This window comes from Desulfovibrio sp. MES5 (assembly GCF_002237645.1).
In the GTDB taxonomy this organism is placed as follows: Bacteria; Desulfobacterota; Desulfovibrionia; order Desulfovibrionales; family Desulfovibrionaceae; genus Desulfovibrio.
This window is the reverse complement of sequence record NZ_MJUZ01000022.1, coordinates 1-24,034: the sequence shown is the minus strand read 5'-3', so window position 1 is coordinate 24,034 and position 24,034 is coordinate 1. Positions and strand designations below refer to the sequence as shown.

The 24,034-nt window shown below is 54.7% G+C and carries 15 protein-coding genes; 4 read left to right on the top strand and 11 right to left on the bottom strand.

What is annotated here, in order from left to right; genetic code table 11:
* Window positions 1–11 precede the first annotated feature (11 nt).
* The 11 genes from BCS36_RS07040 to kdpA form a co-directional block, all read right to left on the bottom strand.
* Window positions 12–2,063: a glycosyltransferase gene (locus tag BCS36_RS07040; RefSeq protein WP_291302198.1), complete on the bottom strand. Its 2,052-nt coding sequence runs from the start codon at window positions 2,061–2,063 to the stop codon at window positions 12–14.
* A gap of 20 nt (window positions 2,064–2,083) precedes the next feature.
* Complete coding sequence (locus tag BCS36_RS07035; RefSeq protein WP_291302197.1) at window positions 2,084–3,079, bottom strand: hypothetical protein; 996 nt, start codon at window positions 3,077–3,079, stop codon at window positions 2,084–2,086.
* Window positions 3,080–3,122: 43 nt separating this feature from the next.
* The gene (locus tag BCS36_RS07030; protein WP_291302196.1) at window positions 3,123–3,854 is read right to left on the bottom strand and encodes a WbqC family protein; all 732 of its coding nucleotides are present in this window, start codon (window positions 3,852–3,854) and stop codon (window positions 3,123–3,125) included.
* Window positions 3,855–3,871: 17 nt separating this feature from the next.
* Entirely contained in the window at window positions 3,872–5,965 is a 2,094-nt protein-coding gene (locus BCS36_RS07025; protein ID WP_291302195.1) for a glycosyltransferase, read from the bottom strand.
* Window positions 5,966–5,994: 29 nt separating this feature from the next.
* Entirely contained in the window at window positions 5,995–7,038 is a 1,044-nt protein-coding gene (locus BCS36_RS07020) for a radical SAM/SPASM domain-containing protein (protein WP_291302194.1), read from the bottom strand.
* A 17-nt stretch (window positions 7,039–7,055) separates the two neighbouring features.
* Window positions 7,056–8,342, bottom strand: a complete 1,287-nt coding sequence (locus BCS36_RS07015; protein ID WP_291302193.1) for an ATP-grasp domain-containing protein — start codon at window positions 8,340–8,342, stop codon at window positions 7,056–7,058.
* Between the two features lie 1,318 nt (window positions 8,343–9,660).
* Entirely contained in the window at window positions 9,661–10,428 is a 768-nt protein-coding gene (locus BCS36_RS07010; protein WP_291302192.1) for a response regulator transcription factor, read from the bottom strand.
* Window positions 10,429–10,431: 3 nt separating this feature from the next.
* Window positions 10,432–13,338, bottom strand: a complete 2,907-nt coding sequence (locus BCS36_RS07005; protein ID WP_291302191.1) for a sensor histidine kinase KdpD — start codon at window positions 13,336–13,338, stop codon at window positions 10,432–10,434.
* Between the two features lie 33 nt (window positions 13,339–13,371).
* The gene (locus BCS36_RS07000) at window positions 13,372–14,037 is read right to left on the bottom strand and encodes a potassium-transporting ATPase subunit C (RefSeq protein ID WP_291302190.1); all 666 of its coding nucleotides are present in this window, start codon (window positions 14,035–14,037) and stop codon (window positions 13,372–13,374) included.
* 10 nt (window positions 14,038–14,047) lie between these two features.
* Window positions 14,048–16,102 (bottom strand): potassium-transporting ATPase subunit KdpB, encoded by a 2,055-nt coding sequence (gene kdpB / locus BCS36_RS06995; RefSeq protein ID WP_367209299.1) that lies wholly within the window; start codon window positions 16,100–16,102, stop codon window positions 14,048–14,050.
* A gap of 53 nt (window positions 16,103–16,155) precedes the next feature.
* Entirely contained in the window at window positions 16,156–17,907 is a 1,752-nt protein-coding gene (gene kdpA, locus BCS36_RS06990; protein ID WP_291302188.1) for a potassium-transporting ATPase subunit KdpA, read from the bottom strand.
* A gap of 927 nt (window positions 17,908–18,834) precedes the next feature.
* On the opposite strand from kdpA, the gene dsrO reads away from it, so the two are divergent.
* The 4 genes from dsrO to BCS36_RS06970 all read left to right on the top strand — a co-directional run.
* Complete coding sequence (gene dsrO, locus BCS36_RS06985) at window positions 18,835–19,548, top strand: sulfate reduction electron transfer complex DsrMKJOP subunit DsrO (protein WP_367209265.1); 714 nt, start codon at window positions 18,835–18,837, stop codon at window positions 19,546–19,548.
* 1 nt (window position 19,549) lies between these two features.
* The gene (locus tag BCS36_RS06980) at window positions 19,550–20,542 is read left to right on the top strand and encodes an NrfD/PsrC family molybdoenzyme membrane anchor subunit (protein WP_291302186.1); all 993 of its coding nucleotides are present in this window, start codon (window positions 19,550–19,552) and stop codon (window positions 20,540–20,542) included.
* 12 nt (window positions 20,543–20,554) lie between these two features.
* On the top strand, window positions 20,555–23,677 hold the full coding sequence (locus BCS36_RS06975) for a molybdopterin dinucleotide binding domain-containing protein (RefSeq protein ID WP_291302185.1): 3,123 nt from the start codon (window positions 20,555–20,557) through the stop codon (window positions 23,675–23,677).
* 175 nt (window positions 23,678–23,852) lie between these two features.
* Window positions 23,853–24,034: transposase (locus BCS36_RS06970; RefSeq protein WP_291302184.1), on the top strand; the 182-nt coding region annotated here is incomplete at its 3' end.

The window sequence follows — 24,034 nt, the reverse complement described above, 5'->3', positions numbered from 1 at the left end:
GCGTGCGCGCGTTAGCTTTCTTTAGGCGAACTGAGATTTTTGAGTGAATCCAGAAAATGCCTGGCGAAATGCGGATGCTTGTCGGTAAGCGTATTAAGTATCGGCTCCTCGTCTTGTCCGCGTTCTGAATCGTAGAGCAGGCAGTCCACGAAGACGCCGTTGACGAGATCCAACAGGATGGATTCGTAGCGTCTGTTAAAATGTTTGTTGACGACATCATATACTTCAAGTTCTTTCATGCCAGTTGCGGCGCGGTGCTCGAGTCGGTCCACTTCGGCTGACCAGTAGGTGCCCTGACCATGCCGCCGATACACGCTCATCACTTTGTCAATAAATCCGATTTTCCCCTTTTCGGCATGGAGAAGATGCAAGTACCAGTCTCCGGGGAGCAAGCCGCACTGGAACCATTCCGGCAGTCCGTTTGTAAAGCGCCAGCGGTACATGACAGCGTTGGTCTGAATCATGTTGCCGCGTAGCAGGTCTTCGAGGTCGTAGCAGAAGTCTGGCCCAGTTGGGAACATAGAGGAAGGAGGATAAAAGCGGTCTTCATATTGATTGTTTTCGTAAGCAACCCGTACCGGGTGAAAGCACAAGGCCATATCTTTGTTTTTATCTAAAAATTCCGCTTGGGTTCGAAGCTTTGTCGTGTCGCTGAAGTAATCATCTCCTTCGCATACCGCCACATAAGGCGACCTGGTCATGGTGTACAGGTCTTCATGGTTGATAGCTCCACCTGCGTGGGGATTATGCAATATCGGTATAATATGAGGGTAACGGGCTGCGTAGTCCCTGATGATTTCCGCTGTTCCGTCAGTGGAGCCATCATCTGCTATGATATGTTCAATGGGAAAAGGCGCGTTTTGTGCGAGAACGCTTTCTATGCATTCTCGAATATACTGCACATGGTTATATGTGGCTGTTATGACGGCTACCTTTGCCTGCGTGGTCTGTGTGCCGCCAATGTAGGTAAACTCGTTCTCTTGTTTTTTGGAGCCGGATACAGGAGAAGAAATTGGATAAGCACTGCCCTTTAACCAGGGAGCCAGAAGTTCCCTTTCTTCTACGGTGAGGTATCGGGGGGTAAGCTTTGAAAAATACTCAGTCAGGATCGTGGAGCAGCCCTGAGAGTGGAGCGTGAGCATTTGCGCTGCATCATCAGGAACAAGGGCAGGCAAGGCCCTTCGTTTTTTGAGCCGAAAGTTTTGGGCGTAGTCACCCCAAACAGGAAAGTCTGGAAATAATTTTTTGTCTTCGGCGTACACTTCATATAGCTTTACGAGAGACTCTTCATTGAAAGGAACCGTGCGTTCCCCATCCGCATTGAGCAAACGCTGCTCGTGATCCCAGGAAGAAAATGCTGCGCCGAAGCGCCGGAAAAGCTGCTTGAGTGTGTATATCCAGGCTCTTGTTTTGTCTGCCAGGGGGGCACCCATAAGGGGAGGCGTAAAATCAAAGGTTGTAAAAAGCTCTTCATCCAGTCCCGCAAGCCGCAGCAGGTGCTTTACTCCTTCTTCCATTCCTGCAGGACTGGAATATACTGGAAACACATCTATATTATTAAAAAAATTTATACTGCCAGTACTCAATCTTTGCAAAAAATGCCTGTAGCTCGTTGTTTTGCCTTTTATGCAATTAATTTGGTGTTCAATGATATCGTCATACATCTGAGGGTAAAAATGCATCGTATAACAGATAGAAAGCTCATACAAAAAAGTGTATGCAAGGTTGGCCATTTCATGGCACAGAATAATTTCGGCCGATGGATTTTTTTTGCGGGTTAAATATAATAGGCTTTGCAGCTTTTGCGGTTGAAAAATATATTCATAGGCTGGCACCAGCACCGTTTGCGCAGGCCCGGTCAAAAGCGATTGCATTTCTTCAGCGAGTTTGGCTGGGTCATCCGTTGCGAGAAGATAGTCTCTGACGTTTGAAAAAGTATTCAGATCCCTTTCACCCATGAGAGCCACGCCCGCTTTATTAAGCGTGTCATGGTTGTTGGCGAAGAAGGTATTTTGCCATACCGGCCACATATGCCCTGAATAAAAAACTATGCGCTGTTGCATAAACATGGTCTCCGTACGCGTCAGGTGTTTATGACGCCGCGAAGGACATCCAGCATATATGTCATGTCATTCGCTCCATAGCGTTGGTCAATGGGGAGTGGGAGCAGTTTTTCCAGCAAAAGATGTTCTATCGAGCCAGACTTGATAATCGTTTCAAGTCCGGGCCAATAATGTGGAATATAAATTTTTTTTTCGGCAAGGCGTTCTCGAAGCCACGCAGCGTTTTTGTTCAGGTAGGGGTAGCAAAGTGCCGCCGCTCCGCTATCCCCCGCAGTCAACAGTACGGATGGCGCCAAGTTGGAAGGGGCGAGCGCCCTGTGCAGAGTGCGCCAGTTCGCCTGCCGCCGCTTGTGCGCATATTCTATATTGCACGCCGCCAGTAGATGGCGGGTGGATTCGGACATACGCAGGGGAGGGAGCCCTCGGATGCGCTCTTCGTTGGCTTGTCTGTCAGCGTAGGCCGCCGATGCGCCGCAATCCGCCCGCTTGAACAGCCATGTTCCGTGCTCAAAAGAAACGGCCCGGGGCATGCCGTTAAAATTTGCCAATGACTCGTTTGAGAAGGGCTCGCCCGGACAAAGCAAACCCCCATCCGGCACGCCAAAAAATTTTCGGGGAGAATACAGGCAATCAACTTTCGGGAGAGGCCGCGAAAAAAAAGCCTGAGCGTTATCCACTACTAGAGGATGCCTCAGGCGGGCAAGGGTGTGTACGTTCGCCTCAGCCAGACCGAAATAATTAACGTATACAAGCGGAATATCATCCAAGCTTACGTCGACGGGCATGAGGTTTTCATCCATGTGATACAGCAGTGCCTTGGCGCCAGCACGTTCCACGGCTTGAAAAACATCGGCACATACGTATACCGGCAGTCGAATGCGTTTGTACCTGCGTTCTCGGATCAGGAATTCCAGCGCATTTCGGCATGAGTTGAAAGATAGCGCTCCGGGAAGTATTTCCATTTCCGCTGGAGCGTTACCGCTGATGTCCATATATCCGCCGATTTCACGATTCATGCCGAGGTTCCTTCTTTTCCGGCACACTCGCCGCTTCAACCACTTACGCCGGGGACGGCGCTTCCTCAAGCGCTACGGGCGCCAACAGGTATTCCCGTATGCATTCTGGGCTGTTCCACATAAGGACATCCAAGATGGAAAGATGCGGCTGGTAGCTGTATGGGTGGCATTCATAGACAAATTCCGGCATGGGCAAAAACTTGAGGTCGATGTTGCGAGCGGCGAAGTCATCGGGATGGAAAAGCGCCTTTCCTCCAGGCGCGTTGATGTAGCATTTTGCCTGAAGCTGGGTAGATACCTCCAATGGCCACTGACCGGGATAGGCCACAGGCGGGATTTCCAGGGCAAGCTCGGAGAGAAAACGGTAGTTGAAAGGAATATTGAGATACGCGCACACAGAGGCAAGCGTGATCACATTCAGTCTGCTCAGCGAGTTGTCGGGCGTGGTCGCAAAGCTTTCCTGCACGAGCTCTTTTACTTTATTGAACCATGGGCTTCTCTTGCGGTAGTGCCCCAATTGGCCGAGCAATTTCTCTTCGCTTTTTTTGCGGTCAAGCAGTTCTGTCTCCAGTATGCATTTATTGGGAGAGGCTTTGTTCAAGTCCAGGCTGATATATTGCCACCCATGGCTTGGGTGGAGGATGCGGTTGCGGTACATCCAGCTTTGCAGGGAAAACTGGGCGGTATCGAAAACAACCCAGAGATCAGTGTTGGCGATAAGCTGAAAGTAGCCGATGTAGGGAAAAAAATAGGGCTGCATCAGTGCCAGGCGCATAAGATATCCTTCCCCTTCTATGCTTGCACGTCAGCCGGGGTAATAGTGCCATTCAGGAATCTGTTGGCAAAATAGACCACTTTTTCCATGTCAGCTCTTCCATAGCGATGATCGCAAGGAAGTATAAGCAGACGGGCTGCGAACATATTGGCTATGGAGTGGTTGCTTTTTTTATAAGGGGTGAAATTTTTTCGACAAAATATTCCCTGTGCTTGCAGTGCCGTGTAAATTACTGCGGCGGACTGGGCGAACGGAACACGGACGGGAAAACCCCAAGGCGCAAAATCAACATCCGCCTCCGGGAAGAAAGCGAATGTTGCCAAATGGCGGGCCAGGTAGCGCCAGTTGGCTTTGCTCCGGTCGGCCATCTCTCTGACAGGCACACGCTTGAGGGTTTCCCGAGTAAGGCGGCTGCATGCCTGGGAAGGCAGTTCCCACTGTTTTTCTGTTTTGGCCTGTTCCAGCAAAGCCTTTTTCATGTCGTACACAAGGTCGAATCGGCGCAGGCCGTTTATGACCCGTTCGTCGAAAAAATCACTGCTTGCGGCAGGGCGGGCCGGTTGCAGACAGGCCACGCCCGCTCCGACCAAAATAGCTCCATCGGGTACGCCGAGAAATTCCGTCGGGTCGTAAAGCACGGCTTGCGCTTTTGATGGTCGTTCCGGCAAAAGGGCATGTCTTCGATCTTCAAGCCATAGAATATCAGGGCGTGCCAATAGGGCTTGCTCAAATTCCGGCGAAACGCTTTTTCCCATATAGGTCATAGAAATAACCGCATCGCCGGGCTCCACGAAGGCGAGAAAGTCGTGGGAGAGCGTCATGTCAGCGCGGCATTCGTACAGAAATTCGCCAATGCCCACTTGGTTGAGAGCATCCCGCGTGGAATGGGGGTAGTAGCTGGGCACCCAGACTCGGCGACTGGCGGCCTTTTCCCACAGCCACGTCAGCACAGCCTGATCCGGGTTTGTAAAACAAGCGTATTCCCGTCCGTCTGTCCAGGTGTTCCACACACTTTCCGGCGATTCGGGAAAAAGGGTTATCGCGGGTTCGAACATACCGCCGATAGGGCGACATTGCTCTGTATACTCAGGTTCCTGCACGGCGGGCGGAGATTCTGCGGTTTTTGCAGGCTCGTCCCCGCTTTGGGGCAAAACCCGGGGAGCGGCCCAGGGCGGACAAAATTCGTTTTTTTCAGGAAAGGCCAGCCGCAAGGCGTCCAGCATGGACGCATTTTCCAAAACAGGTTTCTCAAAGTATTCGCTATATCCCTCCACCACGTTACGCACAGTATCAAGCTTGCCGTTACTGACCAGCAAATCAACCGTATTCCGTAAGGCCAGAAGTACCCGTTCCCGAATCTGGAGGGTAAAGCGATATGAGAAAAAAGCGTCCATCTGTTTGAAAACGGCAAGCCAGTCCAGTCCCTTTTGTGCAAAGAACAATTTTTTGTCTATGGTTTGCAGCCAAGAGTACCCGCTTTCATGTCTGCGCCAGACGCTCATGTCGTCATCAAAATATTTTATTTTGCCTTGCACGGCATGCAACATGAACAAAAATTGATCCCACGTCATGCTCGGGGTAAACCACTCTGGCAAGCCATTAGGAAAGCGCCAGCGAAAAACAAAAGAACTGGTGTGGAAAAAGTAATTGGCAATGGCCTCATCCGCATAAAAAACGCCTTCACGAATGCGGGCTTCTTCCGACTTGCAGTTTTTGTATACGTATTGCTTGCGCCCTGCTGGAAGGGGCGGGTCGAACATGATTTCAACGCGGTGGCAGCATACGGAAAAATCCGGGTTAGCCTCCATAAAGCTTACCTGTTTTTGCAGCTTGCCGGGGTTTGTCCAGTAGTCGTCCCCTTCACACAAGGCCACATAGACGCCGCGCACTTTTTGCATGCCGTCCATAAGGTTTTTTGCGCCCTTAGTATTTCTCGACTGCAGCGAGAGGACAACCGAGGGGTGCTTGTGGGCGTATGCCTGCAAAATCTCCACCGTACCGTCAGTGGAGGCATCGTCACAAACAATTATTTCAAATGGGTATTCTGTTTTCTGGCCAAGGCAACTATCCAGAGCCTCCCGTATAAAGGCGGCGTGGTTGTAAGTCATCATGAGAATTGAGACCAGAGGTTTTGCCGAGTTCATGAGCGTTCACCGGATGCTGTTTTGCTGTGGCCGGGAAAGGGGCGGGCCGGGTGGGCAGTCCCACCGCCGAAGTCGTATACATAATCTTCCCGAAGTATGGGGTCGGCCATAATCTCAAGCCATTCCGCATGGTAGGGATGCATCGGATTAAGCACGTCCTTGAACCAGAAAACATCCTCCGCCATGGTGCCCCATTGGTATACTGGCTTGAGGATAACCCTGTCACAGCGGAATTCTTCTCGGGCTCGACGGATGAAGGTGGGGATCTCCCTGAAATTGCGATCCTGGTAGACCATGCCAATGAGGAATGCCCCGATATGCCCCTCGTCATGAAGTTGCGCGGCAAAGGCCAGGTTTTCCATCAGTTTCTTGTAGTTGCCGCCCTTGCTGATGTGGGAGTAGGTGAACGGGTCAAAGCTGTTCACCGTGACGTTGAAAACGCCTATTCGACCACTTAGATGAGAAATTTTTTTCCAATGTTTTTTGTCAAAATAGACCCCATTCGTTTCTATTTCTATGATCGGGTTTGCGGCTTGCGGTTCGATGCCCATGAGGAGTTGCATCATATATGGGCTGGCAAAAGGGTCACCATGACCGGACATGGAAATACGGCCCGCTTTGTTAATGTAGGGCAGTACTTTTCGGCCAATTTCAGTGACTTTTTTCCGGTAGTCCGGCAGCGGCCTGAATTTTTGTTTGCGGCAGGTTTCGCACGTCTGGTTGCACAAAAAATCATATGCGAGATTTATATATTCCGGAGAATCGGTCACTGTGGTTATCTGCGGTAATTCTTCGTCGCTTATGTTGGGGATACTGTCGTTCTGAACTAATGGACAGGCTTCTGGGCGACATACGGAAAAGTCCCCAGAGGCTATTTTTGCGCGTATGGCTGTGGCTTTATCCCCATGCCATAGCGAAAGAAGATCAGATTCAAATATATTTCCAATAATGCCTTCTGTTGTCATCCACGGGCATAGCCAGACTTTTCCATTGAAATGGTCAAAGTATATGTAATTGAAAGGGCGGCGACATACTCGCATGGCAAATCCTTTTGGGTTTATAAACGTAAAAGAGCTTCCACTGCGTCCACGTCAAAAACAGGAATCCCCAGGCGTGCACGTACTTCGCGGCGTTCCACAAAGAGATTATCGATAAAGATGGCCTTTTCTTGGTTGATGTAGTCGGATTTCAACTTGTCTGGCGAAATATGTATGATTGATTCAAACAGGAAAGGGGGGATGCAGAAAGAGCGCAGGTATGATTCCGGTTCGCCATCGTGTCTGGTCAGCAAAATGACGGACTTGCCGTTGTTCAGACATTGATAGATGAAGGCGATGGCGCAAAGGTTGACTTTTCCCCTGACGATGAGGGTGTCGTCCAAATCCATATATATGTAGTCATAGTCCAGGGGCATGCTGAAGCGTTCTGCAAGAGAACGACTGAGGGTGACAGGAACATCATTTTTCACAATTTCCACATCCATCCCCAGAGCGTCATACGCCGCAAGCAAGGCAAAGTTCACGCCCGTTTGCCGGTAAAGCCCCATGGTTCCCGCTATGCGGGTGGATGTTTCCAGCAATTTCCAGCGTCCAGAACTGTCTTGTTTTATCTGGAAAAACCAGAGGCCCCGAAAACGGATGCGCTTGTTCAGCGTTTCAGCGATCTGTTTTATTTCAGGGGTGATGTCTACGGATGAAGACGCAAAGGCGATCCCCATTTTGACAACATCACGGCTACGCGGTCCGACAAAAAGCAATTTGCCATGCCTGTCTGTGAAACAGTCAACTGTACACTCCAGACCGGGTAAATACTCCGTAATGATGCTGTCAGACTGCCCTGCAAGGGCCAGGTAGAGTCCGTCTGCTGAACTGACCTTCAGACAGCCTTGCGCGCCTTGTCCCATATTGGGCTTTATAAATACCGGGTAGTGGGGAATCGCCAAGGCGTCCGGATAAACGGCGGGACAAAAATCTTCATCAGCCAGCAATGCGTACAGCAATCGCTTTTCTCTGCAAAGTCTGGCTGTTTCGAGGCAAGAAGAAACAACATTTGCACGCAAGCGCGATTCATTTTCCTTAAAAAATACGACTACCGTATCATGTGTGGGAAAAATGAGATCAATACGTTTTTCTACCAAAAAATGATTGAATGCAGGAATAAACTTGTCATCTTGAATAGTTGGGAGGAGATCGTATTGATTTTCAAAGACAAAACGAGCGTGTCCCGAACGACTGGATGCGCCGAACACTTTGAAGCCGGAGGCATAGCGCAAAGATTTTTGCAACTCGAATGCATTTTCGGCTTCACTGGGGAAAACGGCTATATTAATAGGAGGAAATGGCATCGGGTGTTATCTCTTTTTATATGACAATGGTATGCTCCCATCAAATTGCCCGCCGTTAAAATTTTATCATTACCCTGTGAGCACAGGCTGTCAGAGATAAAATTAACAGTGTGCATATTCTTTGAAAATGCATAAATGCTACATCAATGATCTGGATAAAATATAGTTGTTTTTAACAGGCCCCAAAGGGATGCCTCGTACGTGAACGTCATGACGCTACTTTACTTTTCAGAATTTGTGTATCGTCAATTCGGAGTCCGGCCCTTTAATTTTTCAATCTAAATGTCTATCCGTATAGCATTCTCATTATCGTGGTATCACTATAACATTATTTACATGCACATCATTGGACTTCTGCATGAGGTTCGCAAATGACCATATCCAGAAAGCGTCATGATAGCGAATTATTATATAAACATACTCAAAATATCAATAACCCCTTAACATCATAGTTGTAAAGCCCCTGATCGCTCATGCGCAACGCATCCGAAAAGATGGTTGCATTCATTACTGTCCGACTAAGGTATAATCGCTAACAGACCTATGTCATAGATGTTTTCCTTCTTCTGTCCTGCAGGGCGGTGCGCCCCAAAATTCGGAAAGGTAGGATAGCTGCTCACGCACCGGAGGAGAGCCCCATATCCAGGCGAAAATCTTGCTCCTGCGTTTAAGGTCAAGGTGACTTTGGCAGCCATTCTGGGGGAAGAACATAGCCGAAATCAGTTCAGAAGTTGGCGTCCATCAAACGCGCATCCGTAAAATGGGTGAAGTAACTCAAAGGGGTGGCCACTGGAGTTTTTGCCGGTGAAATCAAGCCTGATGAGGTCAGCAAGCGAAGGATTTGCATGAACTGCATTCCCCAATTGGCCAACTTGCGGGGAGGGCACGGTTTTTTTGTCAAAGGCTGGGTGAAGCGGTGAGCGTACCCCGCAGGCAAGGCATGGTCGATTCCGGCATACTAAGCGCAGTATTGTGCGGCAATGCGGCCTGCTCTAGGCATGTCGTTACAGCTTGCACTATGAAAGAACGGGCAAGTCGGCGCGCAACTTCACCCTGATGCAGGAAATTGCCCGACTTATACCGAGTGCCGTTTATGGGGGGCTGGGGTGCCGCTATCTTGCCGAGCTGGGTGGGGTACTAGACAGTGTCGTACGAGTGCCTTTCCAGTTATTTTTGCGTCGAACTTCGCCTTTTATTCCGGTCGAGTACCATCAGAGTGCACTCTCTGCATAAAGGGCTCATTCTCCTTGATATGACTGAAAATTCATCTCGTGGCGGCACTGTCTATGCCGCTGTAACGGATTTGTTGGGTGGATAGCTAAATTTCCGGCGGGGTTTCAAGACGGCCCATGCGGTACCCAACCCCAACATGGGTATGAATGCAGTTGCATTGTGGAGAAGCCGCTTCCAGCTTTTTGCGCAGGGTAGCCATGAATACACGCAGGGAGGGTAAATTCTGGGGGAGGATAGTGCCCCAGACGGCCTGGAGGATTGTTCTGTGCGTCAGCACCTTGCCTGCGTTGCGCGCCAGCAGGCACAGCAGTTTGTACTCCGTGGGGGCAAGATGCACTTCCTGCCCTTCGACGGTCACACAGCCTGCCGCGAAGTCAATGTGCAGGGGGCCGTTTTCAAATATGCTTTGGTCGCGGTTCATGTTGCCGCGTTCATAGCGTATGCGGCGCAGGGTGGCCCGAAGGCGTGCCAACAGTTCATCAACACTGAAAGGTTTTGTCAGGTAGTCGTCGGCGCCAGCATCCAGGGCAGCCACTTTATCGTCGTCTTCGCTGCGGGCGCTGAGCACAATAATGGGCGTCATAGACCACTGCCGCACAGTGCGAATAATATCCACGCCATCCATATCGGGCAGCCCCAGATCAAGCAGGATCACATCAGGATTCGCGGCAGAGGCCGCTGCAATGGCTTCGCGTCCCGTCGCGGCGGCAAGAAAGAACATGTCGTGGCTCTCAAGGGTGGCCGTTACAAGAGAGCGAATGGCCTTGTCGTCTTCCACCACAAGGATACGTTCTGGAGTTTCAATACCCTGTTGTTCGTGTGAGGCAGCCTGAAAAGGCGTATTGTGCGGCATGGGTCAGCCCTGTTTGTGTTCTGTTGCAAGCGGCGGGACGGAATCTGTCGTTTGTCCGCCATAGTCCGTTTCTCGTGGCAGCGTAAGAGAAAACACGGCGCCACGGGGCGTATTGTCAAACACCTCTATGTCGCCGCCATGAGCCCGGACAATACTGCGACACAAAGCCAGCCCAAGCCCCATGCCCCGCCTGCCGTCGCCTTTTTTTACTGCTGCGGCATGGAACATGTCAAAGATATGGTTTTTTTCTTCATCGGAAATGCCCGGCCCGTCATCCGCCACTGCTATACGCGCCCATGGCCCGTCGGCCAGCGCGCGTACCTGTATGGCGGTGCCTTCAGGAGTGTATTTGACCGCGTTGTCCAGCAGGTTGACAAGTACTTGCACCATAAGTCGCGCATCCATACGGGCCATAAGCAGCGTGTCGGGAATTTCCGCCCGCAGCTCGTGCCGTGCGGCGCGGCGACTAGTTATGTTCATTGCCTCGTAAATAACGTCCTCAAGCAATTCGGGCTCAAGGCGCAAGGTAAAGCCCTGTTGCTCAAGGCGTGTCAGAGCCAGCAAGTTTTCCACCATACCCACAAGATAGCGAGCGTCCTCCTCAATGGCAGTTGCCAGTTGCGCGCGTTGTTCCGGGTTTTCCATCACGAGGTCTTGTCCTGACAGAATAGCCGCATTGCCGCAAATACTGGTCAAAGGCGTGCGCAGATCGTGCGAAATGGAGCGCAGCACATCCGCCCGCAGCTTTTCTTGTTGCGCCTGGGCTGCAATTTTTGCGTTGGCGCGTCCAAGACGCTCCTTTTCCAGAGCCATGGCGCATTCGCCCGCCAATGCCAAAACGAGATTTTTGCTGGCCGCATCCGCAAATGATCCTGCATTGCCCGCGTGGAAATCCAGCGCGGCAACGGCAAGGACCTCTGTCTGACTGCGGATGGGAACAAAGCTCCGTTGCGCACCGGGCAAGGAATCTGTTCCTGCTCCCGCAGGGCGTCCATTTTTAGCGACCCATTCCGCCACGGCTCGCTCATCTTTACCGTACATCAGGCTTTTATCTGCGCTTGCCGCCTTGTCATGGCGGCATTTTTGATCGTTATTGAGAGCTTTTTTTTCGAGGTAGGGGGCTGCATTCATGCCATGTGAAAAGTTGATTCCTGACGCCAAGCGGCCATTGCGCACGGGGTATATTGTGGCCTCGCAAGCAAGCAGAGAGCTGAACTGACGGGCGGCTTCCGCAAGGATGTCTTCTTCATTTGCGGCTTTTTGCAGTCTGCGGCTATTGCCCAAAAGCAGTTCTGTATGCAGCGCCCTGGCCGCGCTGCGCCGGGCCTGACTTCTGGCTCGGGTGGTAATGGCGCTGGTTGCCACTGAAACCATGAGCATGGCTATGAAAAGGCTCAGATAGTCCACATCGTACACAGTAAAACTGAATCGTGGAGCTACAAACAGAAAATCAAAAAGGCCCACGCCAGCAATGGATGCGGCCACACCGTACCATGGCCCGGAAGTAAGAATGGAAACGCCCAGCACGCCCAGCATGTACAGCCCTGCAATGCTGGAACTGGGCATGCCCAATGAAAATATCAAAAAACCCGCGCTGGTGCATACAGAGAGCAGGAGCGCCGTAACTGCCCATTGCCGCCACGAGTAGGGGATGGTGTTTCGCAGGGTGCGCAGGGCCAGATACAGTGGGCTGTTGTGCTGCCGTCCGTTCTCAGCCTTTTTTGCGTCGGGAATGATGTAGGTTTCCATTTCCGGGGCGAGTTCGGCCATGCGCTCCACCAGGGTTTTTCCTCTGCGTGGGGGCCAGCCACCAGTGGGGGAGCGCCCCACCACAATTTTGCTCACGCCGCTCAGGCGGGCGTATTCTGCAATTTGCGTTGGGATGTCCTCGCCCTGCAAGGTAATGATGGCCGCGCCCAGGTCTTCGGCCAAGCGGGTGTTTTCTCGTAGGGTCTTTTGGCTTTTGGCGCTGTTACGGCTTGCGGATTCGTTTTGCACGAACAGGGCGGTAAAATCGGCGTGAAAAGCCTCCGCCATGCGCGCGGCGGTGCGGATGACGCGGGCGTTGCTGGGCGCGCCCGAAAGACAGATGAGAATATGTTCCTTGATCTGTCGTTTTGCCTCACCCCCGTTGCTGTCGGCGGGCAGTGCCCGCCGGTTGATGCGGTCGGCCATGCGCCGCAGCGCCAGTTCACGCAGGGCTATGAGGTTGGCGGGCAGGAAAAAGTGTCCCAGTGCGCGCTGCACCTGGGCTTCCGCATAGATTTTGCCTTCTCGCAGCCGAGCCATGAGTTCGTCTGGCTCAAGATCCACCAGTTCCACATGATCAGCGCCGTCCAACACGCTGTCTGGCACGCGTTCGCGCACCATAACGCCGGTCATGGCGGCCACCACATCATTGAGGCTTTCCAGATGCTGCACGTTGACGGTTGTCCAGACGGATATGCCAGCTTGCAGCAGCTCTTCCACATCCTGATGCCGTTTGCGGTTGCGGCAACCTTCGGCATTGGAATGCGCCAGCTCATCCACTAGGGCTATTTCCGGTCTGAGGGCCAGCACTGCGTCCACGTCCAGCTCATTGAGCGACATATTCCGGTAAGGCAGAACCAGCGGCGGAACAATTTTCAGCCCATCAAGCAGGGCCGCAGTTTCAGGCCGGGGATGCGGTTCAACATATCCCACAACCACGTTCTGCCCTTGCTCTGCGGCGGCGTGAGCCGCACGGAGCATCGCATATGTTTTGCCTACCCCCGCAGCGTAGCCGAAAAATATCTTGAGCGTCCCGCGTGGTGGAAAAGCGCCTCCATGCAGTGCGTCGCCCACTGCGCTGAATGAGGCGCCGGTCAGCGCCGTTTGTTGCAGTTGTGCCAGTAATGCGTCTGGGGATGGACGGGAATAGCTATCTGCCATGGTTTTTCCATTGATGGCTGAAGGGTGAAAGGGTTAGCGCGCAAACGCCGTCGCCCTAGCCCCAGTTTGCGGCGAAGTATCGCCATCGCCGGAAGCGGCGCACCCACTGGGCAGCAGCCCGTCAAGCGCCAGATTGACCTTGAGCACATTCACCCTGGGTTCACCCAACAGTCCCAGGGTGCGCCCTTCAGTATACATGGCAATGGTACGGCGTACCTCATCACGCGTAAAGCCCGTGGCGCGGGCCAGCCTTTCCACCTGATATTCTGCTGCGGCGGGCGAAATGTGCGGGTCAAGGCCGCTGGCAGATTCCGTCACGAGATCAACCGGAACAGGTATGCCCGCTTTTTCAGGGTGGGCGTTCCTGACGTGGTCAAGCCGGGTTCGCAGATTTGCCGCGTATTCTGCGGTGGCAGGGCTTTTGTTGCTCGGCCCGGCATAGAGCAGCGGCTTATGGTTGGCGGAATATGTAGAAACGTCCACACTGACGGGGCGGCCCCACAAATGATTGGGGGCGTTGAAGGGCTGGCCTAGCAGGGTGCTGTATGTCTTGCCGTTGATTGTTATAATGCTGCCTCCGACCTGAAAGGGAAAAAGAGCCTTGCCTGCAGCCGTGACAATCACGGTGTAAGCACATGTAAGAATGGTCAGAAGCGCCAGAAAAACCACAGCGCGGCGTAGTACTGCCAAGGTGTGCATGATTTTCTCCTCAGGCCAGCCCAAGGCCGACCAGACACAGGTCAATAAGCTTGATGGCCACAAAGGGTGCGGCCAGTCCCCCCAATCCGTAAATGAAAAGGTTACGGCGCAGCAGGTGCTCGGAACATTCCTCACGGTACTTCACGCCCCGCAGGGCCAGGGGAATAAGCGCCACAATAATAAGCGCATTGTAAATGGTGGCGGCAAGGATGGCGCTGAACGGACTGTGCAGACCCATGATGTTAAGCGCGCCCAGACCGGGGTATAACCCCATAAACAGGGCAGGGATGATGGCAAAATATTTGGCCGCGTCGTTGGCCAGGGAAAAGGTTGTGAGGCTGCCGCGCGTCATGAGCAACTGCTTGCCGATGCGCACGATGTCCAGCAATTTTGTGGGCGATGAATCAAGGTCCACCATATTGCCCGCTTCTTTGGCCGCCTGGGTTCCCGTATTCATGGCAACGGCCACATCTGCCTGCGCCAGAGCCGGGGCATCGTTGGTTCCGTCGCCGGTCATCGCCACCAGATGTCCTTTTGCCTGAAACTCGCGGATAAGCGCCAGTTTGGCTTCCGGGGTGGCTTCGGCCAAAAAGTCGTCCACGCCGGCCTCTGCGGCAATGGCAGCCGCAGTAAGCGGATTGTCGCCGGTAATCATGACCGTTTTTATGCCCATGCGGCGCAGTTCGCCAAATTTTTCCCGGACGTCGTCCTTGATGACATCCTTGAGATGAACAACGCCAAGCACCGCGGCGTCACGGGCCACCACCAGCGGCGTCCCGCCCTGGCGGGCAATGGCGTTGACTTCTTCCGCACAGCGCGAGCTGATGTGTCCGCCCATGCTTTCAACAAAGCGGCCAACAGCATCGGCCGCCCCTTTGCGGATGGAAGAATCCTGCACGTCAACGCCGCTCATGCGGGTTTGGGCTGTAAAAGGCACAAAAGTCATATGGCCGACATGTTGCTCTGTGGTGCGCCGGGGCGACATGGTTTCAGCAAGCTGCACAATGCTGCGCCCCTCAGGAGTTTCGTCCGCCAATGAAGCAAGCTGCGCCGCCTGGGCCAGATACTGTTCACTGTGCCCATCCACGGGTTTGAAAGCCACGGCCTGTCGGTTGCCAAGAGTGATGGTGCCCGTTTTGTCCAGCAAAAGCACATCCACATCGCCCGCCGCTTCAATGGCGCGTCCGCTCATGGCGAGAACATTTGCCCGGTTCAGACGACTCATGCCCGCAATCCCTATGGACGAAAGCAGCGCGCCGATAGTGGTCGGGGCCAGGCACACATACAGCGCCACCAGCGAAGTAAGGTCAGCAGGGTTGGCGGCGTGCCCCTGTTCCGCGGCAAAGCGCGCGAAGGACCACAAAGAACCCGAAACCAGCAGAAAAATAATGGTAAGCGCCACCAGCAGGATGTTCAGGGCTATTTCGTTGGGGGTTTTTTGCCGGGCGGCCCCTTCAACCATGGCGATCATCCTGTCCAGAAAGCTGCGTCCCACCTCGCTGGTAACGCGAATCACAAGCCAGTCGGAAAGAACCGTGGTGCCGCCGGTAACGGCGCTGCGGTCTCCGCCGCTTTCACGGATGACAGGAGCGGATTCTCCTGTGATGGCGCTTTCATCAACAGATGCCGCGCCTTCAGCAACATCGCCGTCGGCGGGGATCTGTTCTCCGGCGTATACCAGCACGTAGTCGCCGGGCTTCAGGTCGGTGGATGGCGTCATGACGTGCGAAGCGCGCGTGGCGGGATTCGGCAGCCGGCGGGCGGTGACGTTTTTACGCGCTTTGCGCAAGCTGTCTGCCTGGGCCTTGCCACGCCCCTCGGCTATGGCCTCGGCAAAGTTTGCGAACAGTACCGTGAACCACAAGATGACGGCCACGGCACCAGCAAATCCGGCTTGCACGGTGTGGACAGAAATCGTGCCAGAACCGCCCAGAACGGCCAGAATCGTTGTCATGATGGCGGAAATATACACGGTAAACATGACAAAGTTCCGGGCCTGGGAGCGCGGGGCCAGCTTGGCGAAGGAGCTTGCCAACGCCGCTTGCAGCATGCGGCTGCCATTCATGTTTTGTTCTGATTTTGTGGACATACCAGTATCCTTGATGCGCAATATTCAGGCTAGCGCGCCATTTGTAAATGTTCGGCCACAGGCCCGAGAGCCAGCGCGGGGAAAAAGCTCAGTGCGCCCACAAGCAGCACCACAAAAACCAGCAGGAAAACAAATATGCCGTTGCTGGTCGAAAGTGTGCCAGCGCTGGCGGCCACCTTTTTTTTGTGCGCCAGGCTTTCCGCGACCGCGAGACTGGCGGCAATGGGCACAAACCGGCTGGCCAGCATGAGCGCACTGAACAGAACATTGAGGAACGGCGTGTTGGCGTTTAATCCGGCAAACGCCGAGCCATTGTTGGCCCCGGCGGATGTGGCTGCGTAGAGGATTTCGCTGAATCCGTGCGGCAGAGGGTTGTTGAGGCTTTCCACAACCTGCGGCGCAAGGCACATGATGCCGCTGCCGATCAGGATGATCACGGGAGTCGCCAGGCAAACCACTGCAGCCATCTTCATTTCAAAAGGTTCAACCTTTTTGCCCAGGTATTCCGGTGTGCGGCCCACCATAAGTCCGGCCAGGAACACGGTCAGCAATACAAAGGCCAACATGCCGTAAAGTCCGCTGCCCACGCCGCCGTACACAACTTCTCCCAGTTGCATGAGCACCATGGGTACAAGACCGCCTATGGGCGTGAGGCTGTCGTGCATGGCATTGACCGCGCCGTTGGACGCGGCGGTGGTCGCGGCCGCCCATACGGCGCTGTTTACTATGCCGAAACGCGCTTCCTTGCCTTCCATATTGCCGCCGGGCTGGGCAATGGAGCCGCCTTGCGGGGACAGATTTATCCGTTCGTTTTGCGCAAGCTGCGGCGTCGCTTCCTGCTCGGCCCATGCCGTGAAGCTCACAGCCATTGTCAATAGCAGAAACATGGCGGCAAACACGGCGAAGCCCTGGCGCATGTCGCCTACTTTCTGACCAAAGGTGAAGCACAACCCGGCGGGAATGAGCAAAAGACTCAACATCTCCAGCATATTCGACAGGGGAGTGGGGTTTTCGTGCGGGTGGGCAGAGTTGACGCCGTTATAACCGCCGCCGTTGGTTCCCAGCTGTTTGGGCGCTACCTGCGAAGCCTGCGGTCCCATAGGAACCATTTGCTCGGTAACGGCTGTTCCGTCCTCTGTGGAAAGCGGTTCCAGCAGAGCAACAGTTTTGTAGTCTGAGAAATTTTGCGGCACGCCCTGCCACACAAGCAGAAGCGACAGCACCAGAGAAAACGGCAAAAGGATATACAGAGTGCCCCTGGTGACGTCAGCCCAAAAATTTCCCAATGCCGCAGTTCCTGAAGAACGCAGGCCTCGTATTAACGCGAACAGGACGGCAATACCCACAGCGGCGGAAGCGAAGTTCTGCACTGTAAGCCCTGCCATCTGCGCCAGATAGCTCATGGAGCTTTCGCCGGAGTAGGCCTGCCAGTTGGTGTTGGTGACAAAGCTTACGGCGGTATTCAGGGCAAGGTCCCAGCTTGTGTCGGGTATGCCTTGCGGATTCAGGGGCAGAGCGTGCTGCACCATAAGCAGAAGAACAAGAATCACGGAACTGACAGCGCTAAAGGCCAGCAGGCAGCCCAGATACCGCTTCCAGCCCATTTGTTCCGTGGGGTTCGCTCCCAGAATCCGGTACAATGCGCGTTCACAGGGCGCAAGGAAGGAGAGGATCCCTAATGGCTCTCCGTCCATGACCTTGCCCATGTATATCCCCAAAGGGCACGCAAGCGCAGCCAACAATAGAAGGTACAATGCGCATTGAAGAATGACATTTTCCATAAAACCCTCCTGCGGACAGGGAACCTTTCCCGCAGAAGCACGTTATGAAAAACAGCATGAAATTGGTGTTAAATTAGGGCAGATGGTATTAAATTCGTCTTAAATTGCGGGGGGCCAAACCGCCAATGAAGAGCCTCCATTTCGGCGATACGTATTTATCTGAGCGGAGGAGCGGGAACTGTACCTTGAACCAGCGCTGATTGTACTGCTTTAGCAAATTGTCCACTCGCCTCTGAGCGGTAAAACCGGAGATGCCACGCACCTGCAGGCCGAGTGAAGGAAAGGGTAAACAATCATAAGAATGCCAACTTGCCGGTTTTTAGCCGGGGATAAATGGTGCGGCGGATGCAACGTGAACCTGCGGCCAGAGCTATGGCTGGATGTGGCGCGAGCCTGGGCCTGCCATCAAAATAATCCGGCAAAGAAGGAACGGCATCCCTTGCTAGCGATCAATGTCACAAGAAGAATGTTGTTGCAGGTAGCAATTTGCCCTCGTCGTCAGCACTGGGCGCTGTTTATATCCATCTGGGAATACAGATAAAATATTTGCGTAACCGTCCTGAGCGCATAGGCGGATCTGTATTTTATGACAAAATGAGTGAGGGTGACGCAATGCTAACGCCCATAGCTTCATGATTGTGCACAAAATACCAATATTGACACGGCAAACCCCTCTCCATACAAGACTAAGTTATACTATTATGCGTCAGAATGGGTTCGCATGTATAATAGCGACTAGATTAGATTAACTTTGAAATGTTTTACATTTCAAAGTTGTCATTCTGCCGGAAATGCGATTTTCGACAGAATCCACGCCACATTGTGGCGCGCTGCACTTGCGTGCAGCGTTAGAGCATCTTAACTTTGAAATAAATTGAAATGCTCTAACCTGGAATAGCATATCAAGATGTAAAAATTGGAGACTTGATGCAACGTCGAACATTTCTTTCTCTCTGCTGCGTCAGCGCAGCTTCGCTGCTTCCGGGCAGCGCGTTTGCTGAGGCAGGTGAGAGTAAATCCCGATACGTCATGGTGATTGATTTGAGGCGCTGTGTGGGCTGTCAGTCGTGCACGGTCTCGTGCGGGGCGGAAAACGTCGTGCCACTGGGGAACTTTCGCACCACAGTGAGTGAATACGCCATGGGCGGCGACCCTTCGGAGCACAAAGAGCCCTCGGTGGCCGTCATCCCCCGCCTGTGCAACCATTGCGAAAATCCCCCGTGCGTGCCCGTGTGTCCTGTGGGGGCCACGTTCAAGCGGGCAGACGGCCTCGTCTTGATCGACGCCACAACCTGTATCGGCTGCGGGTTCTGCGTGCAGGCCTGCCCGTACGACGCCCGCTTTCTGAACCGGGAAACCCACACTGCGGACAAGTGCACCTTTTGCGCTCACCGGACTGCCGCCGGGCTTCTGCCCGCCTGTGTAGAAAACTGTGTTGGGGGCGCGCGAATTTTTGGCGATCTGCGCGATCCCAAAAGTGCTGTCAGCAAAATGCTGGCCGCGTATAAGGGCAAGGTTGTTGTTTTGTATCCCGAAAAATCTACCGATCCTCATGTGTTTTATCTTGGGTTGGACAGGTTCTTTACCCGCTCGGATTCCATTCCGCAGCCAATGCCTATCAAACCGCTGGAGAGGACGTAGCATGCACGACATTCTTGACCTTGTGCCCTTTGTCAACAGGCCGGAGTGGGGCGCGTGGGAACCTCTGGCTCTGACCATGATTCTTGCAGGCGGCGTGAGTGCTTTTGGTGCGGGGCTGGCCGCTCTGCGCCGGGCAAAGCCCTTTATGGTGCATGTGCTGGCTCTGGCAAGCTGCATTTCTCTGGCCTGCGGGCTTATGGGCGTATTTGTGCCGCTTGAACAGCCCTTGCGCGTGTGGGAATTTGCCGCACATCCTTCATTCAGCTCCTGGACCGCCTGGGGGGCCTATATTCTGCCCCTGTGCCTTGTGTGCGTTCTGACGTTGCTCTGGCAGAGCGGCAGGGAACAGACCGTCAATCGTGCCGTGGCCCTTGCTGCGGCAGCCCTGGGCATTTTGGCCATGGCCTATGCCACGGGCGAAGTCCGGGCCTGTGTGGGCCGGGTTCTCTGGGTCGGATACTGGTCGTCGGTGGTGCTGACTGCTGCCGGGCTTGCAGCTGCCAGCGGCCTGGTCCTGCTGATCTGGCTGCGTCTGCGTTTTGATGACTTTGATCGCGGGGGCAGTCACACTGTACCAATACTGAAGCTTGGGAGCGTGTGCCTGATGTTGCAATTGCTGTGCGCAGTGCTGGCCCTGTTGGTGCGCGCTCCGCAGGGGTATGCCGCCTTTGTGGATATGTGGTGGCATGCGCCGGAGACTCTGTCGGCCCTGCTGGCCCTCTGCACGCTGCTGCTCGGCAGCGGCAGTCTGGCCCGCCTTGCGACCAGAGGCTCGTTTGCGCTGTTTTCCGCCACATTGCTGTTGTGGAAGATCATTCATATGGGCGAAATATTCGGGCGCAATGCGTCGCTGTATCCCGCGCGTGAAGCTTTTGCCGACCTCCTCACGCTGGACGCGCTGGCCGCTTTTGGTGGCACCGTTGGTCTGATGGTTGTTCTGGCGACGGTCCTGCCTGTTCTGCTGCCTTCCTCCTCCAAAGCCAAACAAATTTAGACGGATATACTGATGGATACCAAAAAACGTAAACTTTTGGGCGCAGGCGCGGTGATTATTGGCGCGGGGGCGGTGGCCGCCGCCACTGCGGGCGCCGGCAAAAAAATTATTAATGGCATCGTGGACGGCACCGCCGGTGAACCGGTGCGCGACCCCATCAACAAAAACGCCCTGCAGCCGGAATTTACGGTGGCCGAAGACGGCGCTGTGGCTCTGAGCAAGGGCAGCCGCGTCGCCTTTAACCATTGCTGGGGCTGCTGCACCATGTGCGGCGTGCGCCTGCACATTGACGAGGCGCAGGATAAGGTCGTTCGCGTGGCGGGCAATCCTTACAATCCGCTTTCCGCATCGCACGCCGTGCCTATGAGCATGCCTGTGCGCGAGGCTCTCGTAGGGCTTTCCGCCAGAGGGGCGGGCGACGAAGAGTCCACAGGGCATGAACGCCGCTCTACCGTTTGCGGGCGCGGCGCAGCAATGATTGACGCCTCGGCAAGCCCTTTTCGCATTACCCACTGCCTCAAGCGGGTGGGCAAGCGTGGTGAAGGCCGCTGGAAGACCATTCCCTTTGAGCAGCTTGTTGAAGAAGTGGTTGAGGGCGGCGACCTTTTTGGCGAAGGCCATGTGGACGGGCTGCGGGCCATCCGTGAAACCCCCGGCCCGGCCAGTCCCGAGAACCCGGAATTCGGGCCGCACTCCAACCGGCTGCTGCTGACCTATGCCTTGGATGATGGCCGCGAACGCTTTTTCTTTCAGCGTTTTGGCGTACAGTCGTATGGTACGCGCAATTTCGGCAAGCACGGCGCGTACTGCGGGCTGTCGTTCCGCATGGGCTCCGGCCTTGTGCTGAATGATATGGCTACCAACGCGCACGCAAAACCGGATTTTGAAAATTGCGAGTTTGCCCTGTTCTGGGGCACCGCGCCCGCGCAGGCGGGCAATCCCTTCAAGCATTCGGCGCGCATGGTGGCGGAGGCCCGCACCAATGGCAAGCTGCACTACGCCGTGGTGGATCCGGTACTGCGGCTTTCCACCACCGATGCCGTACGCGACAAGGCCCGTTGGATTCCCGTACGGCCCGATATGGATGTGGCCCTGGCACTGGGCATGATCCGCTGGATATTGGAAAACGAGCGTTATGACGCGCATTTTCTTTGCCGCCCCACGCTCAAGGCCGCTACGGATGCCGGAGAGGCCGCTTTTTCCAATGCCACGCACCTTGTGTGTCTTTCCGGCCCTGAACAGGGCAAGATACTGCGCATGCCGCCGCAGGCCGATAGCAAGGGGCCGGACGGAAAGCCCCTGCCAGGTGAAGCGCTTGTACTTTCGCCCTCTGGCGAGTTGCTGCCTGCGGACAAATGCGCGGAAGCGGCGCTGTTTTTCAACGGCGAAGTGACGCTGCCGGACGGCGCACGGGTTCAGGCCGCCACGACCCTGCAGTTGCTCAAGGAAGAAGCCCTGGCGCACTCGCTGGAGGGATATGCGTCCCTGTGCGGCGTTGCCAGCGAGACCATCATTGATCTGGCGCGGGAGTTTACCGCCCACGGAAAAAAAGCGGCGGCGGACGCTCACGGCGGCATGATGACCGCCACTGGCATGAACGCCACCTTTGCCGTGCTGACCCTCAATACGCTCATTGGCAATCTCAACGCCAAGGGGGGCTTGTGTGTTGCGCCCGGCAATTTTCACAACCCGGCTTTCCCCGGTCCGCGCTATAATCTGGCGGATTTCCCCGGCAAAAAGGAACCCAAGGGCTTTCCGGCAAACCGCTGTAAGGCCGCTTATGAAAAATCCACTGCCTACAAGCAGAAGGTTGAGGCCGGGGAATCTCCGTATCCCGCCGCAATGCCGTGGTTTCCGCTCACTGCGCCCAATCTGCCCGCCGAGCATCTGCTGGGCCACGCCAACGGTTATCCCTTTACCTTCAAGTGCTGGATCAACTGGACAGGCAACGTGATTTACGGCCATGGCGGACTCAAGCGGGCGCTGGACGCCAAGCTGAAAGACCCCAAGGATCTACCCCTCATTGTGGGCATCGACGCCTTTCATAACGAAACCAACGCCTATGCGGACTATCTTGTGCCAGACCCCTGTCTGTATGAGGTGTGGGGCGGCTTTGCAGAAGCATGGAGCGGCGTGCTGACCCGCATGTCCACGGCGCGCTGGCCCGCCATTGAGCCACGCCAGCAAAAGTCGGCCTCCGGGCAGCCTGTGTGTATGGAGCTTTTTTTGATCGAGGCCGCCAAGCGCATGAACCTGCCCGGCTTTGGCGACAAGGCCATTCCTGATGCCTCCGGCGAACTGCACCCGCTGCACACGCCGCAGGATTATTATCTGCGCCTTGCCGCGAACATGGCCTTTTTCAAGGGCAAAACCCTGCCTTCCCCCACGGAGCAGGACGTAAAGCTTTCGGGCATCGGTCGCATAATGGCCGATATTATCAAGGTGCTTGAGCCCGAAGAGCAGGGGCCTGTGGCCTATCTTTACAGCCGTGGCGGGCGCTACGAGCCTGCTGCCGACAGCTATGAAGGCGACACGACCAAGAGCCGCTGGACGCGGGCCATGTGCATTTATAACGAAGAAGCGGCTACAGCCGTGCATTCGCAGACCGGCAGGCACTACAGCGGTATCCCGCGACTGCGCGATGCGGAGTTCACAGACGGAACTCCCTTGCGCACGCGCTGGACAGACAAGGAGTATCCCTTGCTCATGGTGTCTTTCAAGTCCAACCTCATAAATTCCTACGCCATCATTTCCCCGCGTCTGCGCTCCATCAAGCCGATCAATATGGTGATGGTCAACAAGGACGATGCCCATGCGCTGGGTATTGCCCATGGCGACATGGTGCGTCTGGTGACGCCCGGCGGCGTGGAAACAGCGCAGGCCACCGTGTCGGACGGCATCATGCGCGGCGTTGTGGGGGTTGAGCACGGCTTTGGGCACAAGGCTCTGGGCGCTGGAGACATCGTGGTGGACGGCGAGCGCATTGTCGCGCTCAAAGGGGCTGCTGCGGGCATCAATCTCAATGATCTTGTGCCGGACGACCCCAGCCGCAAGGGCTTTTCTGCTTTGACGGAAAGCGATACAGGCAGTGCCGTGCGCCAGGGCATCCCTTTGCGTATCGAAAAACTGGCTTGATTGCCCTGAACATAAAAGCGTAAAGCCCCAACGGCTGCCGAACCGGCGACCGTTGGGGCTTTTTTAGTATCGTGGCAAGCGTTCTGGATCAGAGCAACTTTGAAATGGCGTTATACTACCCCCCATTAACATGGCAGCCCTGTTAAGGTAGTTTTCTTCAAGCTCTGGAGGAAACATGAAACGCCGTATCTGGGACAGCAAAAGTAAAGCCCGCATCGTGCTTGAAGGCATGCAGGGGCGCTCTGTGGCAAGCCTTTGCAGTGAATATCAAATCACTCAGAGCATGTACTACCGCTGGCGAGATACGTTTTTGGCCAATGCCGCCCAGGCATTCGAAACCAGCACGACAAACCGCCG